A 26126-nucleotide genomic window follows, 5' to 3' on the forward strand; every position below is an offset into this window, starting at 1 on the left:
GAATGCGTCGATGATTGAAATGCCGCCGCTCAAGTTCGCGCAGACGAACGGAATTCGAATGGGCTATTACGAAGCGGGTCCAGCCGATGACAAGCCGCCGATCGTGCTGTGTCATGGCTGGCCCGAACTCGCTTTCTCCTGGCGCCACCAGATCAAGGCGCTGAGCGAGGCCGGCATCCGGGTGATCGCGCCGGACCAGCGCGGCTATGGCGCGAGCGACCGGCCCGAGCCGGTCGAGGACTATGACATGGAGCATCTGACCGGCGATTTGGTCGGGCTGCTCGATCATCTCGGGATCGACAAGGCGATCTTCGTCGGCCACGACTGGGGCGGCTTCGTCGTCTGGCAGATGCCGCTGCGGCATCCTTCGCGCGTGGCCGGCGTCGTCGGCGTCAACACGCCGCATTGGGACCGCGCGCCGATCGACCCGATCGCACTGTTCCGCCAGCGCTTCGGCGATCAGATGTACATTGTCCAGTTCCAGGACCCCGCGCGCGAGCCGGACAGGATCTTTGGCAGCCGCGTCGAGCAGACCTTTGACGCCTTCATGCGCAAGCCTTTGGCGCGGCCGGAGGCGAAACCGGCGGAGCCGCCGATCGCAGGTGTCGGCGCCTCGTCGAAGACCAATCTCGCATTCCCACAGATGATCGCGGCTTACGACGCCCGACACGATCCGCGTACACCGATCCTGACGGCCGACGAGAAGAAGGTGTTCGTCGACACTTTCACGAAAACCGGCTTCACCGGCGGCATCAACTGGTATCGCAACTTCACCCGCAATTGGGAGCGCTCGAAGGGGTTGGACCATCACGTGCACGTGCCGTCACTGATGATCATGGCCGAGAACGACGCGGTGTTGCCGCCGTCAGCGGCCGACGGCATGGAGAAGCTGATCGCTGACCTCGAGAAGTATCTGGTGAAGGAGAGCGGCCATTGGACGCAGCAGGAGAAGCCGGAGGAGGTCAGCGCCAGGTTGATCGAATGGCGTAGAAGGCGGTTTGGCTAGCTCGTCATTGCGAGGAGCGACGAAGAAATCCAAGCCTGTCGTCGCGGATGGATTTCTGGATTGCTTCGTCGCAAGAGCTCCTCGCAATGACGAGGGTTACAAAGGGGAAGCGCATTTACATGTCATCCAAGAACCGACTGGACCCGATTCCGCAGCCGCCGACCAAGCCGGTGGTCGGCAACATGCTGTCGCTGGATTCGGCCGCGCCGGTGCAGCATTTGACGCGGCTCGCCAAGGAGCTGGGTCCGATCTTCTGGCTTGACATGATGGGCTCGCCGATCGTGGTCGTCTCCGGCCACGATCTCGTCGACGAACTGTCCGACGAGAAGCGCTTCGACAAGACGGTGCGCGGTGCACTGCGGCGCGTGCGTGCGGTCGGCGGCGACGGCCTGTTCACGGCCGACACCAAGGAGCCGAACTGGAGCAAGGCGCACAATATCCTGCTCCAGCCCTTCGGCAACCGCGCCATGCAATCCTACCACTCGAGCATGGTGGACATCGCCGAACAGCTCGTCAACAAATGGGAGCGGCTCAACGCCGACGACGAGATCGACGTCGTCCACGACATGACCGCGCTGACGCTTGATACGATCGGCCTGTGCGGCTTCGAGTATCGCTTCAACTCGTTCTACCGCCGCGACTACCATCCTTTCGTCGAATCGCTGGTGCGCTCGCTCGAAACCATCATGATGACCCGCGGCCTGCCGTTCGAGCAGCTCTGGATGCAGAAGCGGCGCAAGACCATGGGCGAAGACGTCGACTTCATGAACAAGATGGTCGACGAGATCATTGCCGAGCGGCGCAAGAGTGCGGACGCAATCGGCGACAAGAAGGACATGCTCGCAGCGATGATGACGGGCGTCGACCGTTCGACCGGCGAGCAGCTCGACGACGTCAACATCCGCTACCAGATCAACACCTTCCTGATCGCAGGCCACGAGACCACCAGCGGCCTGTTGTCCTGCACGCTCTATGCGCTCCTGAAGCATCCGGACATTCTCAAGAAGGCCTATGACGAGGTCGACCGTGTCTTCGGCCCTGATGCCAATGCGAAACCGACCTATCTGCAGGTGACGCAGCTCACCTACATCACGCAGATCCTGAAGGAGGCGCTGCGGCTGTGGCCGCCGGCGCCGGCCTATGGCATCTCGGCGCTGCAGGACGAGACCATCGGCGGCGGCAAGTACAAGCTCCGGAAGGGTACGTTCACCACCATCCTGGTAACCGCGCTGCATCGCGATCCCTCGGTCTGGGGTCCGAACCCGGATGCCTTCGACCCCGAGAATTTCAGCCGGGAGGCGGAAGCCAAGCGACCGGTCAATGCCTGGAAGCCGTTCGGCAATGGCCAGCGCGCCTGCATCGGCCGCGGCTTCGCCATGCACGAGGCCGCGCTCGCGCTCGGCATGATCCTGCAGCGCTTCAAGCTGATCGATCACCAGCGTTACCAGATGCATATGAAGGAGACGCTGACGATGAAGCCGGAAGGCTTCAAGATCAAGGTCCGTCCGCGCGCCGACCGCGAGCGCGGCGCCTATGGTGGGCCTGTCGTGGCTTCGGCACCGAAGGCACCGCGTCAGCCGACGGCGCGGCCCGGCCACAACACGCCGATGCTGGTGCTTTACGGGTCGAATCTCGGCACCGCCGAGGAGCTCGCGACGCGCATGGCCGATCTCGCCGAGATCAACGGTTTTGCCGTGCATCTCGGACCGCTCGACGACTACGTCGGCAAGCTGCCGCAGCAGGGCGGCGTGCTGATCATCTGCGCTTCCTATAACGGCGCGCCGCCGGACAACGCGACGCAATTCGTCAAATGGCTCGGCGACGACCTGCCGAAAGATGCCTTTGCCAATGTGCGCTACGCCGTGTTCGGCTGCGGCAACAGCGACTGGGCCGCGACCTATCAATCAGTGCCACGCTTCATCGACGAGCAATTGTCGGCGCGTGGCGCGCGCGCGGTTTACCCGCGCGGCGAAGGCGATGCGCGCAGCGATCTCGACGGCCAGTTTCAGAAATGGTTCCCGGCGGCCGCCCAGGTCGCGACCAAGGAATTCGGCATCGACTGGAATTTCACCCGCACCGCGGAAGATGATCCGCTCTATGCGATCGAACCGGTGGCGGTGACCGCCGTCAACACCATCGTGGCCCAGGGCGGCGCGGTGGCGATGAAGGTGCTGGTCAATGACGAGCTCCAGAACAAGAGCGGGTCCACTCCCTCAGAGCGCTCGACGCGCCACATCGAGGTGCAGCTGCCGTCCAATCTCACCTACCGCGTTGGCGATCATTTGAGCGTGGTCCCGCGCAACGATCCGACGCTGGTGGATTCGGTTGCCCGCCGCTTCGGCTTCCTGCCGGCCGACCAGATCAGGCTTCAGGTCGCGGAAGGCCGCCGCGCGCAATTGCCGGTCGGCGATGCCGTATCGGTCGGCCGCCTGCTCAGCGAGTTCGTCGAGCTCCAGCAGGTGGCGACGCGCAAGCAGCTTCAGATCATGGCGGAGCATACGCGTTGCCCCGTTACGAAACCAAAACTGCTGGCGTTCGTCGGTGAGGAGGCCGAGCCGCTCGAACGTTACCGCGCCGAGATTCTGGCCAGGCGGAAATCGGTATTCGACCTGCTGCTCGAATATCCGGCCTGCGAGCTGCCGTTCCACGTCTATCTGGAAATGCTCTCGCTGCTTGCGCCGCGCTATTACTCGATCTCGTCCTCGCCGTCGGTCGATCCAGTTCGTTGCAGCATCACGGTCGGCGCGGTCGAAGGGCCGGCTGCGTCAGGTCGTGGCGTCTACAAGGGTGTCTGCTCGAACTATCTCGCCAACCGACGCGCGGACGATTCGATCCATGCAACCGTGCGCGAGACCAAGGCTGGCTTCCGGCTCCCGGATGATTCTTCGGTGCCGATCATCATGATCGGACCGGGGACCGGACTTGCCCCGTTCCGCGGCTTCCTGCAGGAGCGCGCCGCGCGCAAGGCGAAAGGCGCCGCCCTCGGCCCGTCCCTGCTGTTCTTCGGCTGCCGCCATCCCGATCAGGATTTTCTCTACGCGGGCGAACTGAAGGCGTTGGCGGCAAGCGGCATCACGGAGCTGTTCACGGCGTTCTCCCGGGCGGACGGACCGAAGACCTATGTGCAGCACGTGCTCGCCGCGCAAAAGGACAAGGTCTGGCCGCTGATCGAGCAGGGTGCCATCGTTTACGTCTGTGGCGATGGCAGCAAGATGGAGCCGGACGTGAAGGCGGCGCTGGCCGCGATCCACCGCGAGAAGCGCGGCAGCGACGCTGCTGCCAGTGCGCGCTGGATCGAGGAGATGGGCGCGAAGAACCGGTACGTGCTGGACGTGTGGGCGGGAGGTTAGTCTCCCTGCAACAGGCATAAAGCAGACGCAGGTTTGGGACAAAATTCTGCATTAAATCAGAAGTTGATTGTTTTGCGTTGCTGCAATTCATGATAGATTTGTGTGCTTTCGCACAAAGTATTGTTTGAACTAAGCCAGATTTTCAGCGCGACGGCGCTTTCCGGCTCGTCGCAATATTTTATCATTTAACGGAGGCGTGCATGGCACGAGCACCCGCTATCAAGCCGAACCGCAGAACCTGCGCGGCGATGGAGCACCATTTCATTTTGGCGGAGACCGACCCGGTCTATCGGAACAATCGCAGACTCATTGAGGCCGGTACGAAAACCACTCGTTTGGCGACGCGCACGAGCGTGATCCGCATCCCGGTTGTGGTGCATGTGCTCTATCATACTGATCAGGAAAACATCGACGTCAGCCAGATCGAGAGCCAAATTGCCGCGCTGAATCGCGACTACCGGCGACGAAACGAAGACCGGAGCCAAATCCCGGCGCCGTTTCGCGTGTTCGCCGCAGATACGCTCGTCGAGTTCGGGCTCGCTGTTCGGGATCCGCACGGCAATCCCACCAACGGAATAACCAGAACGCGGACGTCGAAGACCGCCTTTCCCTACAACGCAAGTGATCACCAAGCGACTAAGAAGTTGGACGAGATGGTCAAGTTCGATGGCTTCGGCAAAGCCGCCTGGCCGAGCGATTCTTACTTGAATTTGTGGACCTGCACGATCGACGGCGGTCTTCTCGGATATGCGCAATTCCCTGGCGGGCCGCCTGCGACCGATGGTGTCGTAATCCTGAACACTGCGTTCGGCTCGGGCGGGATCACGAGGCCGCCCTATAATCTGGGCCGGACCGCGGTTCACGAGGTGGGCCATTGGCTGAACCTCTTGCACATCTGGGGCGATGACAATGGCGGCTGTACCCGGTCGGACAATGTCGACGACACGCCCAATCAGGCCAATTCGAACGGCTCGGACGTCAGGCTATCGAGCTTCCCTCATATCAGTTGCAACAACGGACCCCATGGCGACATGTTCATGAACTACATGGATTACGTCGATGATGATACGATGGTCATGTTTACGGCCGGTCAGCTGAAACGAATGAATGCCACTCTGGCCGGTCCGCGAGCATCTCTGGTGAATTCCACCGGCTTGACACCAGTCGAAACACCGAGGCTTGGAACCGAAGCCGTTGCCACGCGTAGTCTGGAGGCCTTGAATTTGATCGGAGATGAGCGCGGGCAGCGTCCGACCGAAGAATTTGACGGAGTTTCGTGGGTCTAGGCCTCGTGGAGGCGCCAGATGGCCGAACCGATCGACAAAGAGTTGCTCTCTCGTTATTGGGTCCACTCGCGCGAGGAGGATACCGCCACGGAGACAGTTTATCGGCCGTCTGGCTTTCCGCTGCCACCATCACGGGGAAGAACCGGATTTGAATTCGCCGGAGACGGGACCTTCAAGCGCGTTGGAATCGGTGCAACCGATATTTCGCGCGTCGAGCAAGGCTCGTGGAAGGTCGAGCCCGATAGTGCCAACCGGGTCTCCATCAAGTTGCAAGGCGAAGCTCGCAACCTGGAGATTCTTGATCTCAAGGCGGATCGTCTGGCCATCAAGCGAGACCCGTAGGCGCGTCCCGGTCAGCTCGGTTCGTCCGATCGTGCTAAAGCTCTCCCATGATTCCCTGGGAAAAGATCGACACCGCCAAAATCCCCGGCTCCGATGAAGAGCTACGCCTGATGCGGCGCGGCAAGGAGTTTTCCATCAAGCTCGGCACCAATGAGCTGATGAACAACCGCCTGTCGGGCTCGGAAGCCGCGCTCGCGACGCTTGCGGCGAAGCAGATCGAGAAGGTCGCAAAGCCTGTCGTCCTCATCGGCGGCCTCGGCATGGGCTTTACGTTGCGCGCGGCGCTCACCGTGCTGGGAAGCAAAGCGAAGATCGTGGTCTCCGAGTTGGTGCCGGCGGTGGTCGCCTGGGCGCGCGGCCCGATGGCGGAGGTCTTCGGTGACAGTCTCGAGGACTCTCGCGTGAGCATCCGGGAGACCGATGTCGCTGAAATCATCCGGGCGCGCAATTCGGCCTTCGACGCCATTCTCCTCGACGTCGACAACGGGCCGGAAGGGCTGACCCGGAAGGGCAATGACGCGCTCTACAATGCGAGCGGGTTGAAGGCGGCGAAGACGGCGCTGCGGCCGGGCGGCGTGCTTGCTGTCTGGTCGTCGGGACCCAACCCGGCCTTCACCAAGCGGCTTGGGAGTGCCGGCTTCGACGTCAACGAAGTCAACATTCGCGCCACCGGCAGAGGCGGTGGTGCGCGCCACGTGATCTGGATCGCGAGGAAGAAGAGCTAGGCTGGTTGCGCAGCTACCGGTCCATCAGAACATCGTGTTGTTGTTCGCCGGATTTTCCGGAATCGGCTGCACGACGTCCCAGTGCTCGACGATCTTGCCGTTCTCCAGCTTGAAGATGTCAACGATCGCGTTACCCTTGGTGCCGGTCTCGCGAACCGCGTGAACGTGCAGGATGACGTAGTCGCCATCGACGAAGCTGCGCTTGATGTCGCTGTGTGAGTTCGGAAACTTCTCACGCAGGAAGCCGATGAACTTTCGGAAGCCGTCCGGACCATCGGCCGCGTTGGGATTGTGCTGGACGTAACGGTCGCCGACATAGGCGAGGGCCGCATCGGCGTCCTTCTGGTTGAGCCCCTTCTCGTAGAAGGCCAGCACGGCTTTGCGATTGGCTTCTTCTTGCGCGCTGTCGGCCATCGCGGCACCGTTGCCGAGGGACAGCATGAAAACTGAGGCCGCGATCATTGCGGCAGACCGGACGATGAGATGCATGTGAGCTCCGAGAGGCCGAGAGCCTCTTCTTGCGACTGGGAGGGGCCTGTATAGCTTTCGTGCCGGCTTGCGTTAAGAGAGTAACCGACAGCTCACATGGTCACCGCGAGGAGACCGTCTCTGTCGGTCTATGCCGCCTGCGCCGCCGCGCCATGCGCGTGCTTGTCGATGGCATCGATGATCTCCGGCCAAAAGCGCATCGGCAGGGCGTGGCCCATGCCTTCGATCATCAAAAGCTTCGCGCCCGAAATCGACTCTGCGGTGTCCTTGCCGCCTTCGGGGCGGACCAGCGGATCGACCGTGCCGTGGATCACGAGCGTCGGCGTCTTCACGTCCTGCAGCCGCTCCTTGCGGCTGCCGGACGCAAGCACGGCACGGAGCTGCCGGCCGACGCCGGCCGGATTGAGCCCACGCGCGAACACACGTTCGGCGCGGCCAAGATCGAGCGCTTCCTCCTCCGGAAAATGTCCGGCGCGCAGCACCTTCCAGGTCTGGCCGTAGCGCACGATGAACTCCTCCTTGCTGCGCGGCGGCGGCGCCATCAGCATCGCGGCGGCCTCGCGCGTCGGCGGCGGCACGCGCGGATTGCCTGTCGTCGACATGATCGAGGTCAGCGACCGCACGCGCTCGGGAAACGACAGCGTCACCTCCTGCGCGATCATGCCGCCCATGGAGGCGCCGACCAGATGCGCCGACTTGATGCCGAGCGCATCCATCAGCCCGACCGTGTCCTTGGCCATGTCGATCAGCTTGTAGGTCGCGGCTACGGGAATTCTGAGGAAGCGGAGCTTCAACAGCTCGAGCGGCGTCAGGCGCTTGCCGCCCGTGAGATGGCTCGACTTGCCGATGTCGCGGTTGTCGAAGCGGATCACGCGAAAGCCGTGCACGGCGAGCTGCTCGCAGAACGCATCGTCCCAATGGATCATCTGCGCACCCAACCCCATGATCAGCAGCAGCGGCTCGGCGTTGTCGTTGCCGAAAATCTCGTAGCAGATGTCGATGCCGTTGGCGCGGACGGTCTGCGGCGGCTGATGGGCAGAGGCGTTCACGGACCGCTCCTTGGAACATGGGTTGCAGGACGTTCGTTCTATTGCATGGTTTGCCGCGGCAAAGAAGCCTTCCACGCGCCACCAGGGTCGGGTCGCGCAGGTTGACCGGCCCGCGGCAACGGTGTCGTATGGCTGGAAAAGAAAGGGCGCCAATAGCCCTCGCGAGGTGGAGGACGCAATGACCGACAAGATCAATGACCCTGTCGCCATGTGGCAGAAGATGGTCGGCGAGATGGAGAAGGGATTCAACACCTTCGCCAATCAAGCCATGTCATCGCCCGAGTTCTCGCAAGCGATGAACCGGGCCGGCGGCGTTGCTGCAGGTGCTCAGAAGCAGCTCGGCGAGCTCATGGAGAAATACCTGGTCTCGATGAACCTGCCGAGCCGCGACCAGGTCACCGGCCTTGCCGAACGGATGCAAGCCATCGAAGGCCAGATCGCTGAGATCAAGTCGATGCTGAGCCACATGGCGGAAAGTTCCGGCCTGTCCCAGGGCTCCGATACCGCAGTGCGGCCGCCGCGCACCAAGCGCCCGCCGTCCGGGGGCGGAGAGCAGACATGAATGCAGCCGCCGGGCTCGATTTCGCGGGCATCCCGGAACGCATCCAGTCCGAGGTGCAACGCGCGATCCAGCGCAGCATCAAGGGTGTCGAATATTTCTCGACCTCCGGACCCACGCTCGGATCGACGCCGAAGGACGTGCTGCGTTCCCGCGGCACGATGAGCCTCTATCACTACCGGCCGATGTCGGACGAGATCTACCGCGTGCCGGTGCTGATCGTGATGGCGACGACCAACCGCGGCTACATCCTCGATCTCGTGCCTGGCCAGAGCTTCATCGAGTTTCTCCTGAGGCGCGGCTACGACGTGTACATGCTCGACTGGAGCGCGCCGCGGCCGGAAGAGAAGAGCCTGCGGATGGAGGACTACGTTCTCGACTTTATCCCGGATTGCGTTCGCCGCGTGCAGCAGGATTCCGGCGAGCAGGATGTTTCCGTCATCGGCTATTGCTTCGGCGGCGTGCTGTCGCTGCTCTACGGTTCGATCTTTCAGGACGGACCGATGAAGAATCTGATCTGCTTCACCACGCCGATCGATTTCCGCGAGATGAAGCTGTTCTCGAATTTCTCCGACCGCCGCTATTTCGACGTCGACCGTCTGGTGGATAGCGTCGGCAACGTGCCGCCGGAGATGATCCTGTCGTCATTCGAGATGCTGCGTCCAGCCTCGCGCACGGTGAGCCAGATCCAGCTGTGGGAAAACATCTGGAACGACGAGTTCGTCAAGTCGTACCGAATGTTCGACCGTTGGGCGACCGACACACTGCCGCTCGCCGGCGAATATTTCCGCACCATCACCAAGGACCTGATGTGGGACAACAAGCTGTTCAACGACACCATGTCGGTCGGGGGCCGTGCGGCGAAGCTCGAGGACATCAAGGTGCCGTTCCTGCATGCGGTGGCCGAGCACGATCACATCGTGCCGTATGAGGCCGCAAAGCACCTGATCGCCAAGATCGGGTCGCAGGACAAGGAAGAGGTGATGCTGAAAGGCGGTCACGTCTCGCTGGTCGCCGGCGCCAATGCGGTGAAGCGGCTGTGGCCGAAACTGGACTCCTGGCTGGGGAAGAGATCGACATGAGTGAGCAGCGCTCCTATCCGCGTCATATAAAGACGGACGCGGGCGATATCGAGATCCGCCTGATGTCCCCGGCGGACGAAGCCGCGGTGCTCGCCTTCGGCAAGGGCCTGCCGACCCACGACCTGTTGTTCCTGCCGCGCAACATCAGTGAGCCGAAGGTGCTCTCCGCGTGGGTCAAGGAGATCGAGCGCGGCGCGATCACGAGCCTGCTCGCGGTCAGGGGCGGCACGGTGGTCGGCTGCGGCACGCTGGTGCGCGACCCGCATTCCTGGTCGCCCCATGTCGGTGAGATCCGCATGGTGGTCTCGCTCGACGTGCGCGGGAAAGGGGTGGGGCGGGCGTTGTCGCAGGAGACCTTCGCGCTCGCGCTCGGCGCCGGTCTGGAGAAGCTCTCGGTTCAGATGACGGTCGACCAGCAGGCGGCGATCGCCCTATTCGAGAGCCTCGGCTTCAAGGCCGAGGCGCTATTGCGTGACCATGTCCGGGACGTCGATGGCAAGACCCACGACATTGTCGTACTTGGCCACAACATTGCGCAGGTCCAGGCCCAGATGGAGGCTTATGGGCTGCCCGGCGCTGTCCAGCACTCCTAAGCGCCGCCCGGTCATTGGAAGCCGGTTGGCCAGGGAGGCGCCAGATTGCCTGTCGTTAAGGCGGTTCACGAATTCGTGATATCGCGGTGCAACATGAATATTGCGATGCACAATTAACTATGCCATATAAGCCGTGCCCCGGGCCAATGCGGACGGGGTGAGCCCATAGCTCAAAACAATGAGGATGGAGAGAACCCCATGACCACCGAAACCAACACCGCTTTCGAAGGCTTCAAGGACGCTTTCAAGAACATCCAGAACCTGGAAGTTCCCGAGGCTGCCCGCGAGTTCGTCAAGAAGTCTGCCAACACCGCCAAGGACCGTGCTGCCGAGGTGTTCGCTGGCTCCGAGCGCGTGACCGCTGCCGTCGAGAACGCGGTGACTGAATCGGTCACCGAGGCCGGCAAGATCAGCCGCAACATTCAGCAGGCGATCTATGACGACGCCCAGGCGTTCTTCGCCGGTATCGACAAGCTCGCTTCTGCCAAGTCGGTCAGCGAAGCCGTCGAGATCCAGTCGAGCCTGCTCCGCGCGCACGGCGAAGTGTTCGTCTCGCGTGCCAAGGCAACCGCCGACTATGTCGGCAAGCTCGCTGCCAACGGTGCGAAGTCCGCTCAGGACAATTTTGCCAAGGTCTACAACAAGACCGCCTGATCCAAGGCCTGAGGCGAAAAACTGAAATTTGAGGCCCGCTTCGGCGGGCCTTGTTTTTTGCGTTGCCGTCATTGCGAGCGAAGCAATCCAGTCTGTCTCCGCGGAAGGACTCTGGATTGCTTCGCTTCGCCCACAATGACGGCTACTGTGATCTTGCCATGACTGCGCCAACCACCTTTTCCCTCGGCACTCCCGGCGACGCCGAACGCGCGGCCGAGCTGCGCCGCGTCAAGGGACTGGCGACGCTTGTGCTGGCGTCGATGCTTGTCCTGTTCGTCGTCGCGAAATGGCTTCTCCCCGTGCATCCCGCGTTCGGGTTCATCGCGGCATTCGCGGAAGCCGCGACCATCGGCGGGCTCGCCGACTGGTACGCGGTGGTTGCGCTGTTCAAGCGACCGCTCGGCCTGCCTATTCCGCACACCGCGATCATCCAGAGCAACCAGGCCCGTATTGCCGACAAGCTCGGCGAGTTCATCCAGGTGCATTTCCTCGAGGCCGCTCCAGTCGAGGCCAAGCTGAAGGAGATTGATTTCGGCTCCTTCGTCGCCGACTGGCTGCGCGACCGCAAGCGCAGCGACGATCTCGCGCGCTTCGCGCTGCGTCTGCTGCCGGAGGCGTTCTCGGCCACGGAAAGCTCCGGCCTGATGACCTTCATCATCCGCCGCATGTCCTCGCAGCTCCAGGCGATCGACCTCGCGCCGCTCGCCGCCGGCACGTTGCGCGGCTTTGTTGCGGAGGGACGCCATCAGATCCTGTTCGACGATCTCCTGCGCGTGATGCACGACACGTTGAACCAGACGGAAACGATGGCGATCATCCGCGAGAAGGTGCGCGCGGAATTGCCGACCTTGCTCAGGCTCTATCGCGCCGACAAGTTTTTGGTGAACAAGATCGTGGCGTCCGCCACCTCCTTCTTCAATGAGGTCCGCAGCGATCCCAAGCATCCATTCCGCGGCGAGTTCGATCGCATGGTGCTGAGCTTCGTCGATCGGCTCGGCACCGATCGGGCCTATGTCGATCGCATCGACGGCTTGAAGCGCGATCTGCTTGCACGGCCGGAGCTCGCCGATCTCGCCCGCACGGTCTGGGCCAACGCGCGCTCCTTCATCGAGCGCAGCGCAAGCGGCGAAACGCAGGTGCTGCAGCACCATCTCGCCGGCATGTTCGTTGCCGCTGGTGAAGCGCTCGCCGGCGATGTCGAGCTGCGCGGCGAGATCAACAAGGGTCTGGTGGCGGTGCTGCGCAGTTTCGTCGCCGACCAGAAGAGCGGCGTCTCGACCTTCATCTCCGACCAGGTCAAGTCGTGGGATATGGCGCAGCTGATTTCGCTGATCGAAATCAACATCGGCCGCGACCTGCAATACATCCGCTTCAACGGTTCGCTGATCGGCGGCCTCGCCGGACTTGCGCTCTACTCCGTAGAATTCCTGCTTCGATGGCTGTGACTTTTGCGTCACGGACGTTAGCATTAACGTGTGGGCCTATTGTGGCCCCGCGTCTCTCCCGATTGAATGTGGGGAACCGGCTGCCTAGCTGATTCCTGTTGCGCTGCGGAACGATCAGGAAGCCGGTGTGTTGGAATTCATACCCATTTGCCGGCACGCAACCGGCGGCCTTTTCAGCATTTCTTCCCAGGGGACCATTGATGACCGCCACTGCCCAGACGCTGCGTCCGCCGTCCCGCACCTTGATGTTTCTGGAAGGGCGCGCGATCCACGAGTTCGGTGCGTTCCTGGGCGCGTTGCCGCTCTTGAGCCTCGCTCCGCGCGGCGATGGACATCCGGTACTGGTGCTGCCGGGCCTCGTGGCCTCCGACGAATCCACGCGCGCGTTGCGCACCTTTCTGTCGGCCAAGGGCTATGCGGTGAGCGGCTGGCGCCAGGGCCGGAATTACGGCCTGCGCGAGGGCGTGCAGCACGCGATGGTGGATCTGGTTCAAGAGCTCAGTGACACGCATGGCCGCAAGATCAGCCTGGTCGGCTGGAGCCTCGGCGGACTCTATGCGCGCCAGCTCGCCAAGATGATGCCCGACCGCGTGCGCCAGGTGATCACGCTCGGCAGCCCCTTTGCCGGCGATCCCCATTCGACCAATGCCTGGCGCGTCTATGAATGGGCGAGCGGGCGGAAGTCCGACGAGGTCGATCCGCAGTTCGGCGGCGAACTCGCTGTCCCGCCGCCCGTGCCGACCACCGCCATTTTCAGCCGCACCGACGGCGTTTGCGCCTGGCAGGGCTGCATGGAGAAGTCGGGCGCGCAAACCGAGAGCATCGAGGTCGATAGCAGCCATTGCGGCATGGGCCACCATCCCGCCGCTGTCTTCGCGGTGGCTGATCGCCTTGCGCAGAAGGAAGGCAGCTGGCGAGCCTTCGACCGCAGCGGCTGGCGCAGCGTGGTCTATCCCGATCCGCATCGGTAGCCGAGCCTGCATGGTTCGAGATACGCGGCTTTGCCGCGCTCCTCACCATGAGGATTGAGACCACGTGGCGCCGCGCATAAGTAGTTAGACCTCATCCTGAGGAGGCGCGAAGCGCCGTCTCGAAGGATCGAGCCCGGCTCTCGCTTCCATTGTCGCACCCGTCCATTGTCGCGCCCGCACCAAACGCGCTATGGCTCGCGTATGGCGCATCCGTTGTCCCGCATCATCGATCAGCTCAAGCGCGAACCGTCGCGCACCGGCTCCATCGTCATCACAATGTTCGGTGACGCCATCGTGCCGCGTGGTGGCTCGGTGTGGCTCGGCACGCTGCTGGAATTCTTCGAGAACCTCGCCATCGACAGCGGTGTGGTGCGCACCGCGGTGTCGCGGCTTGCGGCGGACGGCTGGCTGACGCGCGAAAAAGTCGGCCGAAACAGTTTTTATCGCTTGGCCGACAAAGGCCGCCAGATCTTCGAGGCCGCGACACGCCACATCTACGATCCGCCGCCATCGGATTGGACCGGGCGCTTCGAGCTGCTTCTGATCGGCAATGGCGAGGATCGCGACGCCTCGCGCGAGGCGCTCCGCAATGCCGGCTTCGGCAGTCCGCTGCCGGGCGTGTGGGTCGCGCCGTCGGGCGTGCCTGTGCCGGACGAGGCTGCGGGCGCCATCCGTCTGGAAGTCTCGGCCGAGGATGACAGCGGTCGTCGTCTGCTCAGTGCGAGCTGGCCACTGCAGCGCACGGCGGACGCCTATCTGAAATTCATGAAGACCTTCGAGCCGCTGCGGGCCGCGATCGGTCGCGGTACGGATTTATCCGAGGACGATGCCTTCACCGCGCGCATCCTGCTGATCCACCACTATCGCCGCGTTGTGCTGCGCGATCCGTTGTTGCCCGAAACCCTGCTGCCTGCCGACTGGCCGGGCAGGGCTGCCCGCGACCTCTGCGGCGAGGTCTATCGCGCGCTGCTTGCTCCGTCCGAGCAATGGCTTGATGGCCACGGAACCAATGAAAAGGGGCCGCTGCCACCCGCGCGGAAGCTTCTGGAGCGCAGGTTCGGGGTCTGAGTTTTATGTTACAGAAATATCTTGCGTGAGCTAACTCTTGTTATATATTGCCTCCTAATAAAACGGGAGGACGCGCATGTATACCCAGGCGCTGAATACGGCCGAGACCGACGATCGCGGTCTTGAGGACGCGGCCAAGGCTGCGCAGTTCCAGGCGCGCATCGATGCCGAGGAACGCATCGAGCCGAACGACTGGACGCCGGCGGCCTATCGCAAGACGCTGACCCGTCAGATCTCCCAGCACGCCCATTCCGAAATCGTCGGCATGCTGCCCGAAGGCAACTGGATCACGCGCGCGCCGACCTTGCGCCGCAAGGCTGCACTGCTCGCCAAGGTACAGGACGAGTGCGGCCACGGTCTCTATCTCTATGCCGCCGCCGAGACGCTCGGCACCTCGCGCGAAGCGCTGGTCGACGCCATGCTCGCGGGCAAGGCCAAATATTCCTCCATCTTCAACTACCCGACGCTGACCTGGGCCGATATCGGCACCATCGGCTGGCTGGTCGACGGCGCCGCGATCATGAACCAGATCCCGCTGTGCCGCTGCTCCTACGGCCCCTATGCGCGCGCGATGATCCGCGTCTGCAAGGAAGAGTCCTTTCACCAGCGCCAGGGCTACGAGATCATGCTGACGCTGTGCCGCGGCTCGGACGAGCAGAAGGCGATGGCGCAGGATGCGCTGAACCGGTGGTGGTGGCCGGTGTTGATGATGTTCGGCCCGCCGGATGCGACGAGCCAGCACAGCGACACCTCGACGAAATGGAAGATCAAGCGCTTCTCCAATGACGAGCTGCGCCAGAAGTTCGTCGATGCCACCGTACCGCAGGCACAATATCTCGGCCTCACCGTTCCCGACCCCGGCATGATTCAGGATGCCGACGGACACTGGCGCTACAGCGAGATCGACTGGACCGAATTCAAGCAGGTGCTCGCCGGCAATGGTCCGTGCAACCGTGACCGACTGGCTGCGCGCCGCAAGGCCCACGACGAGGGGGCCTGGGTGCGCGAGGCGGCGGCCGCCTATGCCGCAAAGCGCGTGCAGCGTCAGACCGCGCAAGCCGCGGAATAAGGAGATCAGGATGGCCACGCCGAACACGCCGCTGTGGGAAGTCTTCGTTCGCAGTCGCAACGGCCTCGCGCACAAGCATGTCGGCTCGCTTCATGCGAGCGATGCCACCATGGCCCTGCAGGCCGCCCGCGACATCTACACCCGCCGCGGCGAGGGCCTTTCGATCTGGGTGGTGCCGTCGACCGCGATCACCGCGAGCGATCCGGCCGAGAAAGGCATGATGTTCGAGCCGGCGGAATCGAAGATCTACCGGCACCCGACCTTCTATGAGGTGCCCGATGAAGTGGGGCACATGTGATGCGTGTGGCCAACATCCAGGTCTCCGAAACACCGTTGGTGCTCTATGCCCTGCGCCGCGCCGATGATGCGCTGATCCTCGGCCATCGCCTGTCGGAATGGTGCGGCCATGCCCCGATGCTGGAAGAGGACATGGCGCTCTCCAATATTGCACTCGACCTCATCGGCCAGGCGCGCGAGCTCTACAGCTATGCCGCCAAGGTCGAAGGCAAGGACAACGACGAGGACAAGCTCGCCTACCTGCGCGACGTCAGGCAGTACCGCAACCTGCTGCTGGTGGAGCAGCCCAACGGCGATTTCGCCCAGACCCTGGTGCGGCAGTTCTTCTATTCCGCTTTCGCCGATCTCTACTGGCGCGCGATGATGGCGTCGCGGGACACGACGCTTGCGGCGATTGCCGCCAAGTCCGAGAAGGAGAGCGCCTATCATCTGCGCCATGCCTCGGAGTGGATCATCCGGCTCGGCGACGGAACGGACGAAAGCCATCGACGTGCGCAGGCCGCGATCGATCACCTCTGGGCCTTCACCGGTGAAATGTTCGCCGTCGACGACGGCGAGCGCGCCCTGATCCATGCCGCTATCGCCATTGATCCCGGGACCTTGCGCGGCCGCTGGCTGACGACGCTCTCTGATGTCGTCAGTGAAGCCACGCTCGAGCTGCCGCAGACAGACTGGATGCAGCAGGGCGGCCGTTCCGGGCGGCACAGCGAGCATCTTGGCCATCTTCTGTCCGAGCTGCAGTCGATGCAGCGGACCTTCCCGGGGCAGACATGGTGAGGGTGCTGGAGCGCGACAGCGAGCTGCGCCGGCGCGCCTGGGACGCCGCGGCAAGCGTGGTCGATCCGGAAATTCCGGTTTTGACCATCGCCGATCTTGGCGTGCTCCGTGACGTCGTTCTCGACGGCCATCATGTCGAGGTCGCGATCACCCCGACCTATTCGGGCTGCCCGGCCATGAACATGATCGCGCTCGAAATCGAGGTCGCGCTGGAACGCGCCGGTTTCCATCGCCCGAAGGTCCGCACCGTGCTGTCGCCGGCCTGGACCACCGACTGGATGAGCGAGGAGGGCCGCCGGAAATTGCGCGCCTACGGCATCGCACCACCGCAAGCCTCGAATTCTCGCCGCGCGCTGTTTGGCGAACAGGCCGTCGCCTGCCCGCAATGCACCTCGGCGACTACAGAGCTGCTGTCCGAATTCGGCTCGACCTCCTGCAAGGCGCTGTGGCGCTGCAAGGCCTGCCGCGAACCCTTCGATTATTTCAAGTGTCATTGATATGTCAGCAGCCGCACCGCGCTTCCATCGTCTCGCTGTCAACGACCTCCGCCGCGAGGCGTCCGACGCCGTATCGCTGACCTTTGCCATTCCCGACGAGCTCGCCAACGACTACGCCTTCACGCCCGGCCAATACCTCACGCTCCGCACCATGCTGGATGGCGAGGAAGTGCGCCGCTCTTATTCCATCTGCTCCGGCCCCGAGGACGGCGAGATACGCATCGCCGTCAAGAAGGTCGATGGCGGTGCGTTTTCGAGCTGGGCGGCGGACGATTTGAAGTGTGGCGACGAGCTGGACGTGATGACGCCCACGGGACGCTTCGGCGTGGTCCCGCCGGCCGGCGCCGGACGCATCCATGTCGGATTTGCCGCAGGCTCCGGCATCACGCCGATCCTGTCGATCGTCAAGGGCACGCTTGCGCGCGAGCTGGATTGCCATTTCTTCCTGTTCTACGGCAATCGCACGACCGACAACATCATGTTCCTCGAGGCGCTCGAGGAGCTCAAGGACCGCTTCATCGATCGCCTCTCGATCTTCCACGTCATCTCCGGCGAGGAGCAGGACATCCCGATCCTGCATGGCCGTCTCGACGGCGACAAGGTGAGGGTGCTGCTGCGCTCGCTGGTGCCGGCCGCGAGTATCGATCACGTCTTCATCTGCGGTCCGTCCGGCATGAGTGAGGACATCGAGGCGACCTGTCGAGGGCTCGGCATTGCGGAAGAGCGTATCCACGTCGAGCGCTTCGTCTCGGAGTTCGGCGGCAAGCCGAGGCCCAAGAAAGTCGTTGCACCCGACGCGCCGCCGAAGGCGATAGCGTCGCTGATCATCGACGGCAAGCGCCGCGACGTGCCGGTCGCCGAGGACGAGGCGATCCTCGATGCCGCGCTGCGCGCCGGAATCGATCTGCCCTTCGCCTGCAAGGGCGGCATGTGCTCGACTTGCCGTGCAAAACTGGTCGAGGGCGAGGCGCCGATGGACATCAACTATTCACTGGAACCGTGGGAGCTGAAGGCTGGCTTTGTCCTGACTTGCCAGGCGAAGCCATCGTCCGAGCGCGTCGTGGTCGACTACGACCACGTTTGACAGTTATGGCCAGGCAGCAGAGCATGATGGGCAAACATTTGGCCGGGAGAAGCGCGTGAACGTCAAAACCGCCCTGTCGCCTGAGGATGTTGCCCGCGCCTGTACTGAGGCGATGTGGGCGGAGGACGATGCCTCCAAAGGCCTCGGCATGGAGATCGTCGAGATCGGCCCGGGTTTTGCGACATTGGCGATGAATGTGCGGCCGGACATGGTCAACGGCCAGCGCATCGCCCATGGCGGCTTCATCTTCACGCTCGCCGATTCCGCCTTCGCCTTTGCCTGCAACTCGCACAATGAGCGCGTGGTCGCGGCGCAGGGGCAGATCACCTTCATCAAGCCGGGCAAGCTCGGCGACCGCCTCGTCGCGAAAGCGCGCGAAGTCACCCGCAGCGGCCGGTCCGGGATCTACGACGTGCGGGTGACAGTGGGCGACACCGTCGTCGCGGAATTCCGCGGGCATTCGCGTGTTATTCCCGGCACGTGGCTGCCGGCGTTAGATCAATAAAGAAAAGAACAAGCCAAAGATGTGGGGAAACGAGAATGGCTCTGACGAGGCTCAAGGAAAGTGGCAACACCTATCGTGCCGAGATGGACGCGCATGAGCGCGCGTCACGTGACGAGATCATGGCGCTCCAGACCCAGCGGCTGGCCTGGTCGCTGAAGCACGCCTATGACAACGTCGCGCATTATCGCAAGGCCTTCGATAAGGCCGGCGTGCATCCGTCCGACTTTCGCGAGGTCTCGGATCTCGCGAGATTTCCGTTCACGGTGAAGACGGACCTTCGCGACAACTATCCCTTCAACATGTTTGCCGTGCCGCGCGAAAAGCTGGTGCGCGTGCATGCCTCCTCCGGCACGACGGGAAAGCCGATCGTGGTGGGTTACACCCAGCGCGACATCGACACCTGGTCGGAGGTGATGGCGCGCTCGATCCGCGCCGCCGGCGGCCGCACGGGCATGATCATCCACAATGCCTATGGCTACGGCCTCTTCACGGGGGGGCTCGGTGTGCACTACGGCGCGGAGAAGCTCGGTTGCACCGTGGTGCCGATCTCGGGCGGCATGACCGAGCGGCAGGTGCAGCTCATCAACGACTTCAGGCCCGACATCATCACGGTGACGCCGAGCTACATGCTGGCGATCCTCGACGAGTTCAAGCGCCAAAAGCTCGATCCGCGTCAATGCTCGCTCAAGGTCGGCATCTTCGGCGCCGAGCCCTGGACCAATGCCATGCGCGGCGAGATCGAGGACGCCTTCGACATGGACGCGACGGACATCTACGGTCTCTCCGAGGTGATCGGACCCGGCGTCGCGCAGGAATGCATCGAGACCAAGGACGGTCTGCACATCTGGGAGGACCACTTCTATCCCGAAGTGATCGATCCCGAAACGGGCGCGGTGCTGCCCGACGGCGAGAAGGGCGAGCTGGTGTTCACCTCGCTCACCAAGGAGGCGTTCCCGGTGATCCGCTATCGCACCCGCGACCTGACGCGCCTCCTGCCGGGTACGGCGCGGCCGGGCATGCGGCGCATGGAGAAGGTCACGGGTCGTTCCGACGACATGATCATCCTGCGCGGCGTCAACCTGTTCCCGACCCAGATCGAGGAGGTTTTGCTCGCCACCGATTGGTGCGGCGGGCATTTCGTTCTGGAACTGACCCGCGAAGGACGCATGGACGAGTTGACCATCATTGCCGAGGCGCGGCCGGAGAGTTGGGATGGCCGGGGTCTCCTCGATCATGCGAACCGGATATCGACCCACATCAAGAACAGCATCGGCATCAGCTCCAGCGTGCGGGTGGTTGCGCCCGCCACGCTGGAGCGCTCGCTCGGCAAGGCCAAGCGGCTCTACGACAAGCGGCCGAAGGATTAGGGTCTTACCCCTCATGGTGAGCAGGCGCGTAGCGCCGTCTCGAACCATGCAGGCCAGGATGCTGCAACGCGGGCCTTCATCCTTCGAGACGCCGCTGGCGCGGCTCCTCAGGATGAGGGGAGGCAGGTTGACTTGGGTCCCTCCAAGGGCGACAAGGCCCGCGAGAAATCGTGGGTCTTTCGATGTCTATAGCCGATACCAAGTCCGTCGAAGCGCGCTGCGTGCGCCTCAACGCCAAGGCCGAGAATGCCGCCGCGCTTGCACCTCACGTCGAGCGCCATACGCTGACGCGCGGACCGGACGATCTCCTGATCGAGGTCAAGGCCGCCGCCGTCAATCCATCCGACGTCAAGGCCGCGACCGGACTGATGCCCTATGCCGTCTTCCCGCGCACGCCGGGTCGCGATTACGCCGGAGTGGTGATCGACGGGCCAGCAGGTACGATCGGCCGCGAGGTGTTCGGCTCCTCCGGCGACCTCGGCATCCGCCGCGACGGCACCCACGCAACGCATCTCGTCGTAGAGGCCGATGCGGTCGTGGAAAAGCCGAAGTCGGTGTCGTGGGACGAGGCCGCCGGCATCGGCGTTCCCTTCGTCACCGCGATGGAAGGCTTTCGCCGCGCCGGCATTCCAAAGCCCGGCGAAACGGTGCTGGTGTTCGGCGTCAACGGCAAGGTCGGTCAGGCCGCCGTCCAGATCGCGACCTGGCAGGGCGCGCGCGTCATCGGCGTGGTGCGCAAGGCGGAAGCCTATGAGGGCCATGCCAACGCAGCCATAGAGGTGATTGATTCCTCCGCGATCGATGTCGCAACCCGCGTGCGCGAAGTGACCGGCGGCAAGGGCGCCGACATCGTCTTCAACACCGTCGGCGATCCCTATTTCCAGGCGGCGCACAAATCGCTCGCCCTGCGCGGCCGCCAGATCCTGATCGCCGCCATCGACCGCATCGTGCAGTTCAACATTCTCGAATTCTACCGCGGGCAACACACCTATGTCGGCATCGACACGCTCGGTCTGCCGTCGGCCGCGACAGGTGCTGTGCTGCGCGACCTCAGCCCAGGCTTTGCGAGCGGGCACCTGAAGCCGTTCCCGATCAAGGCGAGCGCGGTCTATCCGCTGGAGCGCGCCAAGGAGGCCTATGTCGCGGTCGCCGGCTCGTCGCGGGATCGCGTGATCCTGAAGCCTTGACCATGGAGCCGTCCACCCAACTCGTCATCCTCGCCGGCTTCGTCATTGGTCTGGTTTACGGCGCCGTCGGCCTGCTCAGCGGCTTTTGCCTGATGAGCAGCATGCGTGGCTGGCTGGCGGAAGGGGACGGGCGGCTGGTACGTACCTATGCGCTGGCAATCGCGGTTGCGGTCGCCGCAAGCCAGTTCCTCGCCGGCAGCGGCATGGTCGATCTCGGTAAGTCGATCTACCTGCAACAGTCCTTTTCGGTACCGGTGCTGTTCCTCGGCGGACTTCTGTTCGGATACGGCATGGTGCTGTCGAACGGCTGCGGCTCGCGCGCGCTGGTGCTGCTCGGTCGCGGCAATCTCCGCTCCTTCGTGGTGGTGGTCGTGCTCGCGATCGCCGCTCAGATGACGCTCAAGGGCCTGATCGCGCCGGCACGCATTGCGCTGGTTCAGGCCTCGCAAACGATTGCCAACGCGAATTCGCTGCCGTCACTCTTGGCAACGCTCGGTCCCGGCGAAGTGGTTGCGCGCGCGATGGCTGCCGCTGTGATCGTCGTTGCGCTGGTCCTGTTTGCTTTCGTGCATCCGGCGTTCCGCCGCTCGCCGGGCCAGATCGCCGCAGGTGTCATTGTCGGTCTGCTCGTTGCCGGCGGCTGGTTCGTCACCGGCCATCTCGGCGCTGACGACTTCAACCCGGTCCCGGTTACTTCGCTCACCTTCGTTGCGCCAATCGCGGATGCGCTGCAATACGCTATGCTCTCGACCGGCCTGACGCTCAACTTTGGCATTGCGACGGTTGCCGGCGTCTTCGCAGGCAGTCTGGTCGCCGCGCTTGCCACGGGCCGCTTCCATCTCGAGGGCTATTCCTCGCCACGCCACATGCTGCGATCGGCGGGTGGCGCCGCGTTGATGGGCATCGGCGGCGTGATGGCGTTCGGCTGCTCGATCGGGCAGGGGCTCACGGGCGTGTCGACGCTCGCGCTCGGCTCGTTCGTCGCGGTCGCAGGAATCCTGCTCGGCACGACGGCTGGCCTGCGGGGTGCACTGCGCGTTCAGCCTCTCGCGGTGGCCTGACCGCGCAGCAGGCGATCTCCCAGTGTCGCAAGGCCGATGCCCGCGACGATCAGTCCGGCTGCAACAGCCAGGCTCATGTCGATCGGCTCACCCAGCAGGATGGCCGCGCTGGCGATGCCGACGAGCGGCGTCGCGGTGGTGCCGAGCGAGGTCGTTAGCGCCGAGATGCTCTTGTTGACCATCGACATCGCCCAATAGGCCAGCGCCGTCCCGATCAGGCCCGAATACAGGAACAGCAGCACGAGCTTCCACGACCATTCCGCATGCGGCGGGCCATTCGTGATCACCGCCGATGTTGTCAGTACCATCGTCGCCACGAGCACCTGCCAGATGAGCAATTGAAGCGGCGACGCGATCCAGCGATGGGCGCGGATATAGATGATGTTCGCAGCCCAGGAGATCGCGGCGAGGATGACCATGCCGGCGCCGAGCACGACGTTGCTGTTGGTCCAATCGATCGACGTCGGATTCAGGATCACGGCAAGGCCGACCAGCCCGAGCAGCGCACCTGCGAGCTTTGGCGCAGTCAGTGTGTCCTTCCCGAGCAGCGGCGCTGCGATCGCAACCCAGAGCGGCGTGGTGTAGCCAAGCACGATGGCCTTGCTCGCGGGCAGGAAGCGCACGCCGGCCGCAACGAGGACCGAAAATACCGTCATGTGCAGCAGCGCCACGCTGAGGACCACAGGAATATCGCCCCGCTCGGGGATCACCAGATTTTTGCTCAATCCGAGGATCACGAACAGTGCCGCCAGCGCGATCCAGCTCCGGATCGCTGACGACCACAACGGCGGGAGGAACTGCACGAGCTGCTTTGTCACCGACCAGTTCACGCCCCAGGCCAGCACGACGATGAGGAACAGGCCAACGGCCGCGCGGGGTGACAGTGAATTCATCACGAAGGTCCTTGAAGCAGTCCAGTCCGGCGGATAGCATCTCGATTGGCACCTGAAAAAGTGCCAGATCGAGAAGGAATAAGGTGCCAGTTTCCGACGGTATGATTTCTGCCCTGATCGACCTGAAGCGGGCCGACGATGAGGGACTGGTGGCTCAACTGACCGGCCAGCTCCGAAGCTTGATCGCGACCGGCCGTCTCGGCAAAGGTCGCGCGCTGCCGTCGAGCCGCCGGCTTGCGAGCGATCTCGGCGTTTCGCGCAATACGGTCAGCTATGCGTTCGAGCAGCTAGCCGCCGAGGGATATCTGGAGACGTCGCATGGTCGCCGTCCGGTGGTCACGGTCGATGGCGGCGAACGTATCGAAGGGGCGGGCGCCGTCGCATCTGGCGACCGCTCCGGCAAGCCGCAGCTGTCACCCTGGGCTGCGAAGCTGAAGCAGACCGACTGGCCGATGTCCTATCAGGCGCCGCTAAGACCCCTGCGTCCGGGGCATGGCGATTTCAGGGAGTTTCCGAATGAGGTCTGGGCGCGCTGCCTGCGCCGCAGCGCCGTGCTTGCGGCCAAGCGTGAGCTTGGGCCGGTCAACAGGACGCGCCTGCGTGAGGCGCTGGCGCATTATCTCGCGACCAGCAGGGGAGTCCGGGCCACCGCCGAGCAGATCATGATCCTGCCGAGCGCGCAGGCTGCGCTGACCCTGATTGCGGCCACCGTCATCACGCCCGGCGACAACGTCTGGGCCGAGGATCCCGGCTATCCCGGCGCCGCAGCTGCCTTCCGCGCGTCGGGTGCGCGCGTGGCCGGTATCGGGCTGGACGAGCAGGGCATGCAAAGGATGCCGGGAATGGCCACGCCAAAGCTGATCTTCATGACGCCATCGCACCAGCATCCAACCGGGCGGCTGATGTCGCTGGCCCGCCGTACCGAGTTTCTGAGGCTAAGCCGGCCCGGCAAGACCTGGATTGTGGAGGACGATTACGACGGCGAATTCCACTATGACAGCCGGCCGGTGCCGGCCTTGCAGGGGCTCGATGGCCATGGCCGCGTGTTCTATGTCGGCACGTTCTCGAAGGCGATGACCTCGGACATCCGGCTCGGCTATCTCGTTGTTCCGCCGGCACTGGTCAACACCTTGGAGATCGCACAGCGGCACATCGGACTGATCGCCGCGAGCCACATCCAGGAAGCGCTGGCCGAGTTCATTGCCGACGGGCATTTCCTTGCGCATCTGCGCCGGGTGCGTCGGCTCTATCACGCGCGCCGCGATCACCTCGTCGAGGGCCTGGAGCGTCATCTCGGCGAGACTCTTTCGGTCGAAGTGCCCTCGGGCGGCATCCAGCTCGTGGCCCGCCTCAAGCGCGGTCGCGCCGATCAGGCGGCGGTCAAGCGGCTGGTCGCGGCAGGGGTTGAAACGCGGGCTTTATCCAGCCTTGCGCTCGGCCGTCCCAGCGATCACGGCCTGCTGCTGGGCTTCGCGGCCTGGCGCGAAAGCGAGATCACCGCGGCGTTGCGGACGATGGCGTCGTGCTTCTAACGCGCTAGTCCACGGCCTTCGTCACGATGCGGATTTCCGATGTCAGGGTCCGGTGCACCGGGCACTTGTCGGCGATCTCCATCAATTTCTTGCGCTGCTCGGGATCGAGTGCGCCGTCCATCGCGATGTCGCGCTCGATCTGGTCGAGCATTCCGTCGCGCGTTTCGCACTCTTCGCAGTCCTTGGCGTAAATCTTGGAGTGCTTCAGCGTAACCGTAACGCGATCGAGCGGCAGTGACTTGCGGTCGGCATAAAGGCGCATGGTCATGGAGGTGCAGGCACCTAAGCCTGCAAGCAGGAAATCATAGGGGCCGGGGCCGGCATCCTCGCCGCCGGCGGCGACCGGCTCATCCGCGATCAGGCGATGCGGGCCGACGGTGACGATCTGGTTGAACTTGCTCTTGCGGGTCTCCTGGACCACGATCTGGCGCGGCACCTCAGGAAGATCCATCGCCTTCACGGGGTTGGCTGTGTCGATATACCGGCTCGACCAGGCTGCGATCATGTCGGCCGCGTAGAGGGCGTCGGCAGGCTTGCTCAGCAGATGATCGGCGTGGTCGAGCGAGACGAAGCTCTTGGGGTGTTTTGCCGAAACGAAGATCCTGGTCGCATTGTCGATGCCGACGGTATCGTCGACGGGGGACTGCATCACCAGCAGCGCCTTGTGCAAGCCTGTGACGTCCTTCATCAGCTCGTGCTCGACGATATCGTCGAGGAATTCGCGCTTGATCCGGAACGGGCGCCCCGCAAGCGACACTTCGACCTCGCCTTGCGCGCGGATGTCGTCGAGGTGCTCCTTGAACAGACCGGTCACGTGGGCGGGGTCGGAGGGTGCCGCGATGGTCGCGACTGCTTTGGCTTCGGGAATCCTCCCCGCTGCAGCGAGGATCGCGGCGCCGCCGAGGCTGTGACCAATCAGGACCGACGGTGCCTTGCGGACGCTACGCAGATGATCGGCCGCGCGCACGAGATCGGCGACGTTTGAGGAGAACGTCGAATTGGCGAAATCCCCCTCGCTGGAGCCGAGCCCGGTGAAGTCGAAGCGCAGCACCGCGATGCCCTTGGCAGCGAGCGCGACCGAGATGCGCTTGGCGGCCAGCGTATCCTTGCCGCAGGTGAAGCAGTGCGCAAACAACGCGTAAGCCGCTGGCTCGCCGTCGGGAAGCTCCAGCGCGGCCGAAAGTTGATGGCCGCCTTCGCCCGTGAATTGAAAGCGTTCCGTCGGCATGGGCTTCCCC

General features: G+C 63.7%; 26 protein-coding genes. 22 read left to right on the forward strand and 4 right to left on the reverse strand.

What is annotated here, in order from left to right:
* Window positions 1-10: 10 nt before the first annotated feature.
* The 5 genes from IVB31_RS00770 (at window position 11) to IVB31_RS00790 (ending at window position 6709) form a co-directional block, all read left to right on the forward strand.
* Complete coding sequence (locus tag IVB31_RS00770) at window positions 11-1006, forward strand: alpha/beta hydrolase (RefSeq protein ID WP_247317424.1); 996 nt, start codon at window positions 11-13, stop codon at window positions 1004-1006.
* A 119-nt stretch (window positions 1007-1125) separates the two neighbouring features.
* Entirely contained in the window at window positions 1126-4356 is a 3231-nt protein-coding gene (locus IVB31_RS00775) for a cytochrome P450 (protein ID WP_247317426.1), read from the forward strand.
* A 200-nt stretch (window positions 4357-4556) separates the two neighbouring features.
* A complete protein-coding gene (locus tag IVB31_RS00780; protein WP_247317428.1) occupies window positions 4557-5642 on the forward strand; it encodes a zinc metalloprotease in 1086 nt (361 codons plus the stop codon).
* Between the two features lie 18 nt (window positions 5643-5660).
* The gene (locus IVB31_RS00785; protein WP_247317430.1) at window positions 5661-5984 is read left to right on the forward strand and encodes a hypothetical protein; all 324 of its coding nucleotides are present in this window, start codon (window positions 5661-5663) and stop codon (window positions 5982-5984) included.
* 47 nt (window positions 5985-6031) lie between these two features.
* Window positions 6032-6709, forward strand: a complete 678-nt coding sequence (locus IVB31_RS00790) for a spermidine synthase (RefSeq protein WP_247317432.1) — start codon at window positions 6032-6034, stop codon at window positions 6707-6709.
* A 24-nt stretch (window positions 6710-6733) separates the two neighbouring features.
* Here IVB31_RS00790 and IVB31_RS00795 read toward each other — a convergent pair whose 3' ends face one another.
* Together IVB31_RS00795 and IVB31_RS00800 are read right to left on the reverse strand one after the other, a co-directional pair.
* Window positions 6734-7198, reverse strand: coding sequence for a nuclear transport factor 2 family protein (locus IVB31_RS00795; protein ID WP_247317434.1), 465 nt, complete (start codon window positions 7196-7198; stop codon window positions 6734-6736).
* A gap of 128 nt (window positions 7199-7326) precedes the next feature.
* Complete coding sequence (locus tag IVB31_RS00800; protein ID WP_247317437.1) at window positions 7327-8247, reverse strand: alpha/beta hydrolase; 921 nt, start codon at window positions 8245-8247, stop codon at window positions 7327-7329.
* Window positions 8248-8425: 178 nt separating this feature from the next.
* Between IVB31_RS00800 and IVB31_RS00805 the strand changes: the two genes are divergently transcribed.
* The 16 genes from IVB31_RS00805 (at window position 8426) to IVB31_RS00880 (ending at window position 22463) form a co-directional block, all read left to right on the forward strand.
* Window positions 8426-8809, forward strand: coding sequence for a hypothetical protein (locus IVB31_RS00805; protein ID WP_247317439.1), 384 nt, complete (start codon window positions 8426-8428; stop codon window positions 8807-8809).
* The gene (locus IVB31_RS00810; RefSeq protein WP_247317441.1) at window positions 8806-9888 is read left to right on the forward strand and encodes an alpha/beta fold hydrolase; all 1083 of its coding nucleotides are present in this window, start codon (window positions 8806-8808) and stop codon (window positions 9886-9888) included. Before IVB31_RS00805 ends, IVB31_RS00810 begins: the two co-directional genes overlap by 4 nt.
* The gene (locus tag IVB31_RS00815; RefSeq protein ID WP_247317443.1) at window positions 9885-10481 is read left to right on the forward strand and encodes a GNAT family N-acetyltransferase; all 597 of its coding nucleotides are present in this window, start codon (window positions 9885-9887) and stop codon (window positions 10479-10481) included. Before IVB31_RS00810 ends, IVB31_RS00815 begins: the two co-directional genes overlap by 4 nt.
* A gap of 198 nt (window positions 10482-10679) precedes the next feature.
* Window positions 10680-11135: a phasin gene (locus IVB31_RS00820; RefSeq protein WP_247317445.1), complete on the forward strand. Its 456-nt coding sequence runs from the start codon at window positions 10680-10682 to the stop codon at window positions 11133-11135.
* A 158-nt stretch (window positions 11136-11293) separates the two neighbouring features.
* A complete protein-coding gene (locus IVB31_RS00825; protein ID WP_247317446.1) occupies window positions 11294-12580 on the forward strand; it encodes a DUF445 domain-containing protein in 1287 nt (428 codons plus the stop codon).
* 200 nt (window positions 12581-12780) lie between these two features.
* Window positions 12781-13551, forward strand: a complete 771-nt coding sequence (locus tag IVB31_RS00830) for an alpha/beta hydrolase (RefSeq protein ID WP_247317448.1) — start codon at window positions 12781-12783, stop codon at window positions 13549-13551.
* A gap of 201 nt (window positions 13552-13752) precedes the next feature.
* Entirely contained in the window at window positions 13753-14619 is an 867-nt protein-coding gene (gene paaX / locus IVB31_RS00835) for a phenylacetic acid degradation operon negative regulatory protein PaaX (RefSeq protein WP_247317450.1), read from the forward strand.
* 76 nt (window positions 14620-14695) lie between these two features.
* Entirely contained in the window at window positions 14696-15688 is a 993-nt protein-coding gene (gene paaA / locus IVB31_RS00840) for a 1,2-phenylacetyl-CoA epoxidase subunit PaaA (RefSeq protein ID WP_247317451.1), read from the forward strand.
* A gap of 10 nt (window positions 15689-15698) precedes the next feature.
* The gene (paaB, locus tag IVB31_RS00845) at window positions 15699-15986 is read left to right on the forward strand and encodes a 1,2-phenylacetyl-CoA epoxidase subunit PaaB (RefSeq protein WP_247317452.1); all 288 of its coding nucleotides are present in this window, start codon (window positions 15699-15701) and stop codon (window positions 15984-15986) included.
* Window positions 15986-16762, forward strand: coding sequence for a 1,2-phenylacetyl-CoA epoxidase subunit PaaC (gene paaC / locus IVB31_RS00850; RefSeq protein WP_247317455.1), 777 nt, complete (start codon window positions 15986-15988; stop codon window positions 16760-16762). Before paaB ends, paaC begins: the two co-directional genes overlap by 1 nt.
* Complete coding sequence (gene paaD / locus IVB31_RS00855; RefSeq protein ID WP_247317457.1) at window positions 16756-17259, forward strand: 1,2-phenylacetyl-CoA epoxidase subunit PaaD; 504 nt, start codon at window positions 16756-16758, stop codon at window positions 17257-17259. The genes paaC and paaD overlap by 7 nt, the downstream gene beginning before the upstream one ends.
* A 1-nt stretch (window position 17260) precedes the next feature.
* Window positions 17261-18343, forward strand: coding sequence for a 1,2-phenylacetyl-CoA epoxidase subunit PaaE (gene paaE, locus IVB31_RS00860; RefSeq protein ID WP_247317459.1), 1083 nt, complete (start codon window positions 17261-17263; stop codon window positions 18341-18343).
* Window positions 18344-18398: 55 nt separating this feature from the next.
* Window positions 18399-18848: a hydroxyphenylacetyl-CoA thioesterase PaaI gene (paaI, locus tag IVB31_RS00865; protein ID WP_247317460.1), complete on the forward strand. Its 450-nt coding sequence runs from the start codon at window positions 18399-18401 to the stop codon at window positions 18846-18848.
* Between the two features lie 35 nt (window positions 18849-18883).
* Complete coding sequence (gene paaK / locus IVB31_RS00870; protein ID WP_247317462.1) at window positions 18884-20215, forward strand: phenylacetate--CoA ligase PaaK; 1332 nt, start codon at window positions 18884-18886, stop codon at window positions 20213-20215.
* 182 nt (window positions 20216-20397) lie between these two features.
* Entirely contained in the window at window positions 20398-21402 is a 1005-nt protein-coding gene (locus IVB31_RS00875) for a zinc-binding alcohol dehydrogenase family protein (protein WP_247317464.1), read from the forward strand.
* Window positions 21403-21404: 2 nt separating this feature from the next.
* The gene (locus tag IVB31_RS00880) at window positions 21405-22463 is read left to right on the forward strand and encodes a YeeE/YedE family protein (RefSeq protein ID WP_247317466.1); all 1059 of its coding nucleotides are present in this window, start codon (window positions 21405-21407) and stop codon (window positions 22461-22463) included.
* On the opposite strand, the gene IVB31_RS00885 is transcribed toward IVB31_RS00880, so the two are convergent.
* The gene (locus IVB31_RS00885; RefSeq protein ID WP_247317468.1) at window positions 22442-23356 is read right to left on the reverse strand and encodes a DMT family transporter; all 915 of its coding nucleotides are present in this window, start codon (window positions 23354-23356) and stop codon (window positions 22442-22444) included. The two genes, IVB31_RS00880 and IVB31_RS00885, sit on opposite strands and share 22 nt — an antisense overlap.
* 101 nt (window positions 23357-23457) lie before the next feature.
* Between IVB31_RS00885 and IVB31_RS00890 the strand changes: the two genes are divergently transcribed.
* Window positions 23458-24888, forward strand: a complete 1431-nt coding sequence (locus tag IVB31_RS00890; protein ID WP_247319326.1) for a PLP-dependent aminotransferase family protein — start codon at window positions 23458-23460, stop codon at window positions 24886-24888.
* 4 nt (window positions 24889-24892) lie between these two features.
* Here the strand turns inward: IVB31_RS00890 and IVB31_RS00895 are convergent, their stop codons facing one another.
* Entirely contained in the window at window positions 24893-26116 is a 1224-nt protein-coding gene (locus IVB31_RS00895; RefSeq protein WP_247317471.1) for a bifunctional alpha/beta hydrolase/OsmC family protein, read from the reverse strand.
* Window positions 26117-26126 lie beyond the last annotated feature (10 nt).

It is taken from the genome of Bradyrhizobium sp. 21 (genome assembly GCF_023073335.1).
In the GTDB taxonomy this organism is placed as follows: Bacteria; Pseudomonadota; Alphaproteobacteria; order Rhizobiales; family Xanthobacteraceae; genus Bradyrhizobium.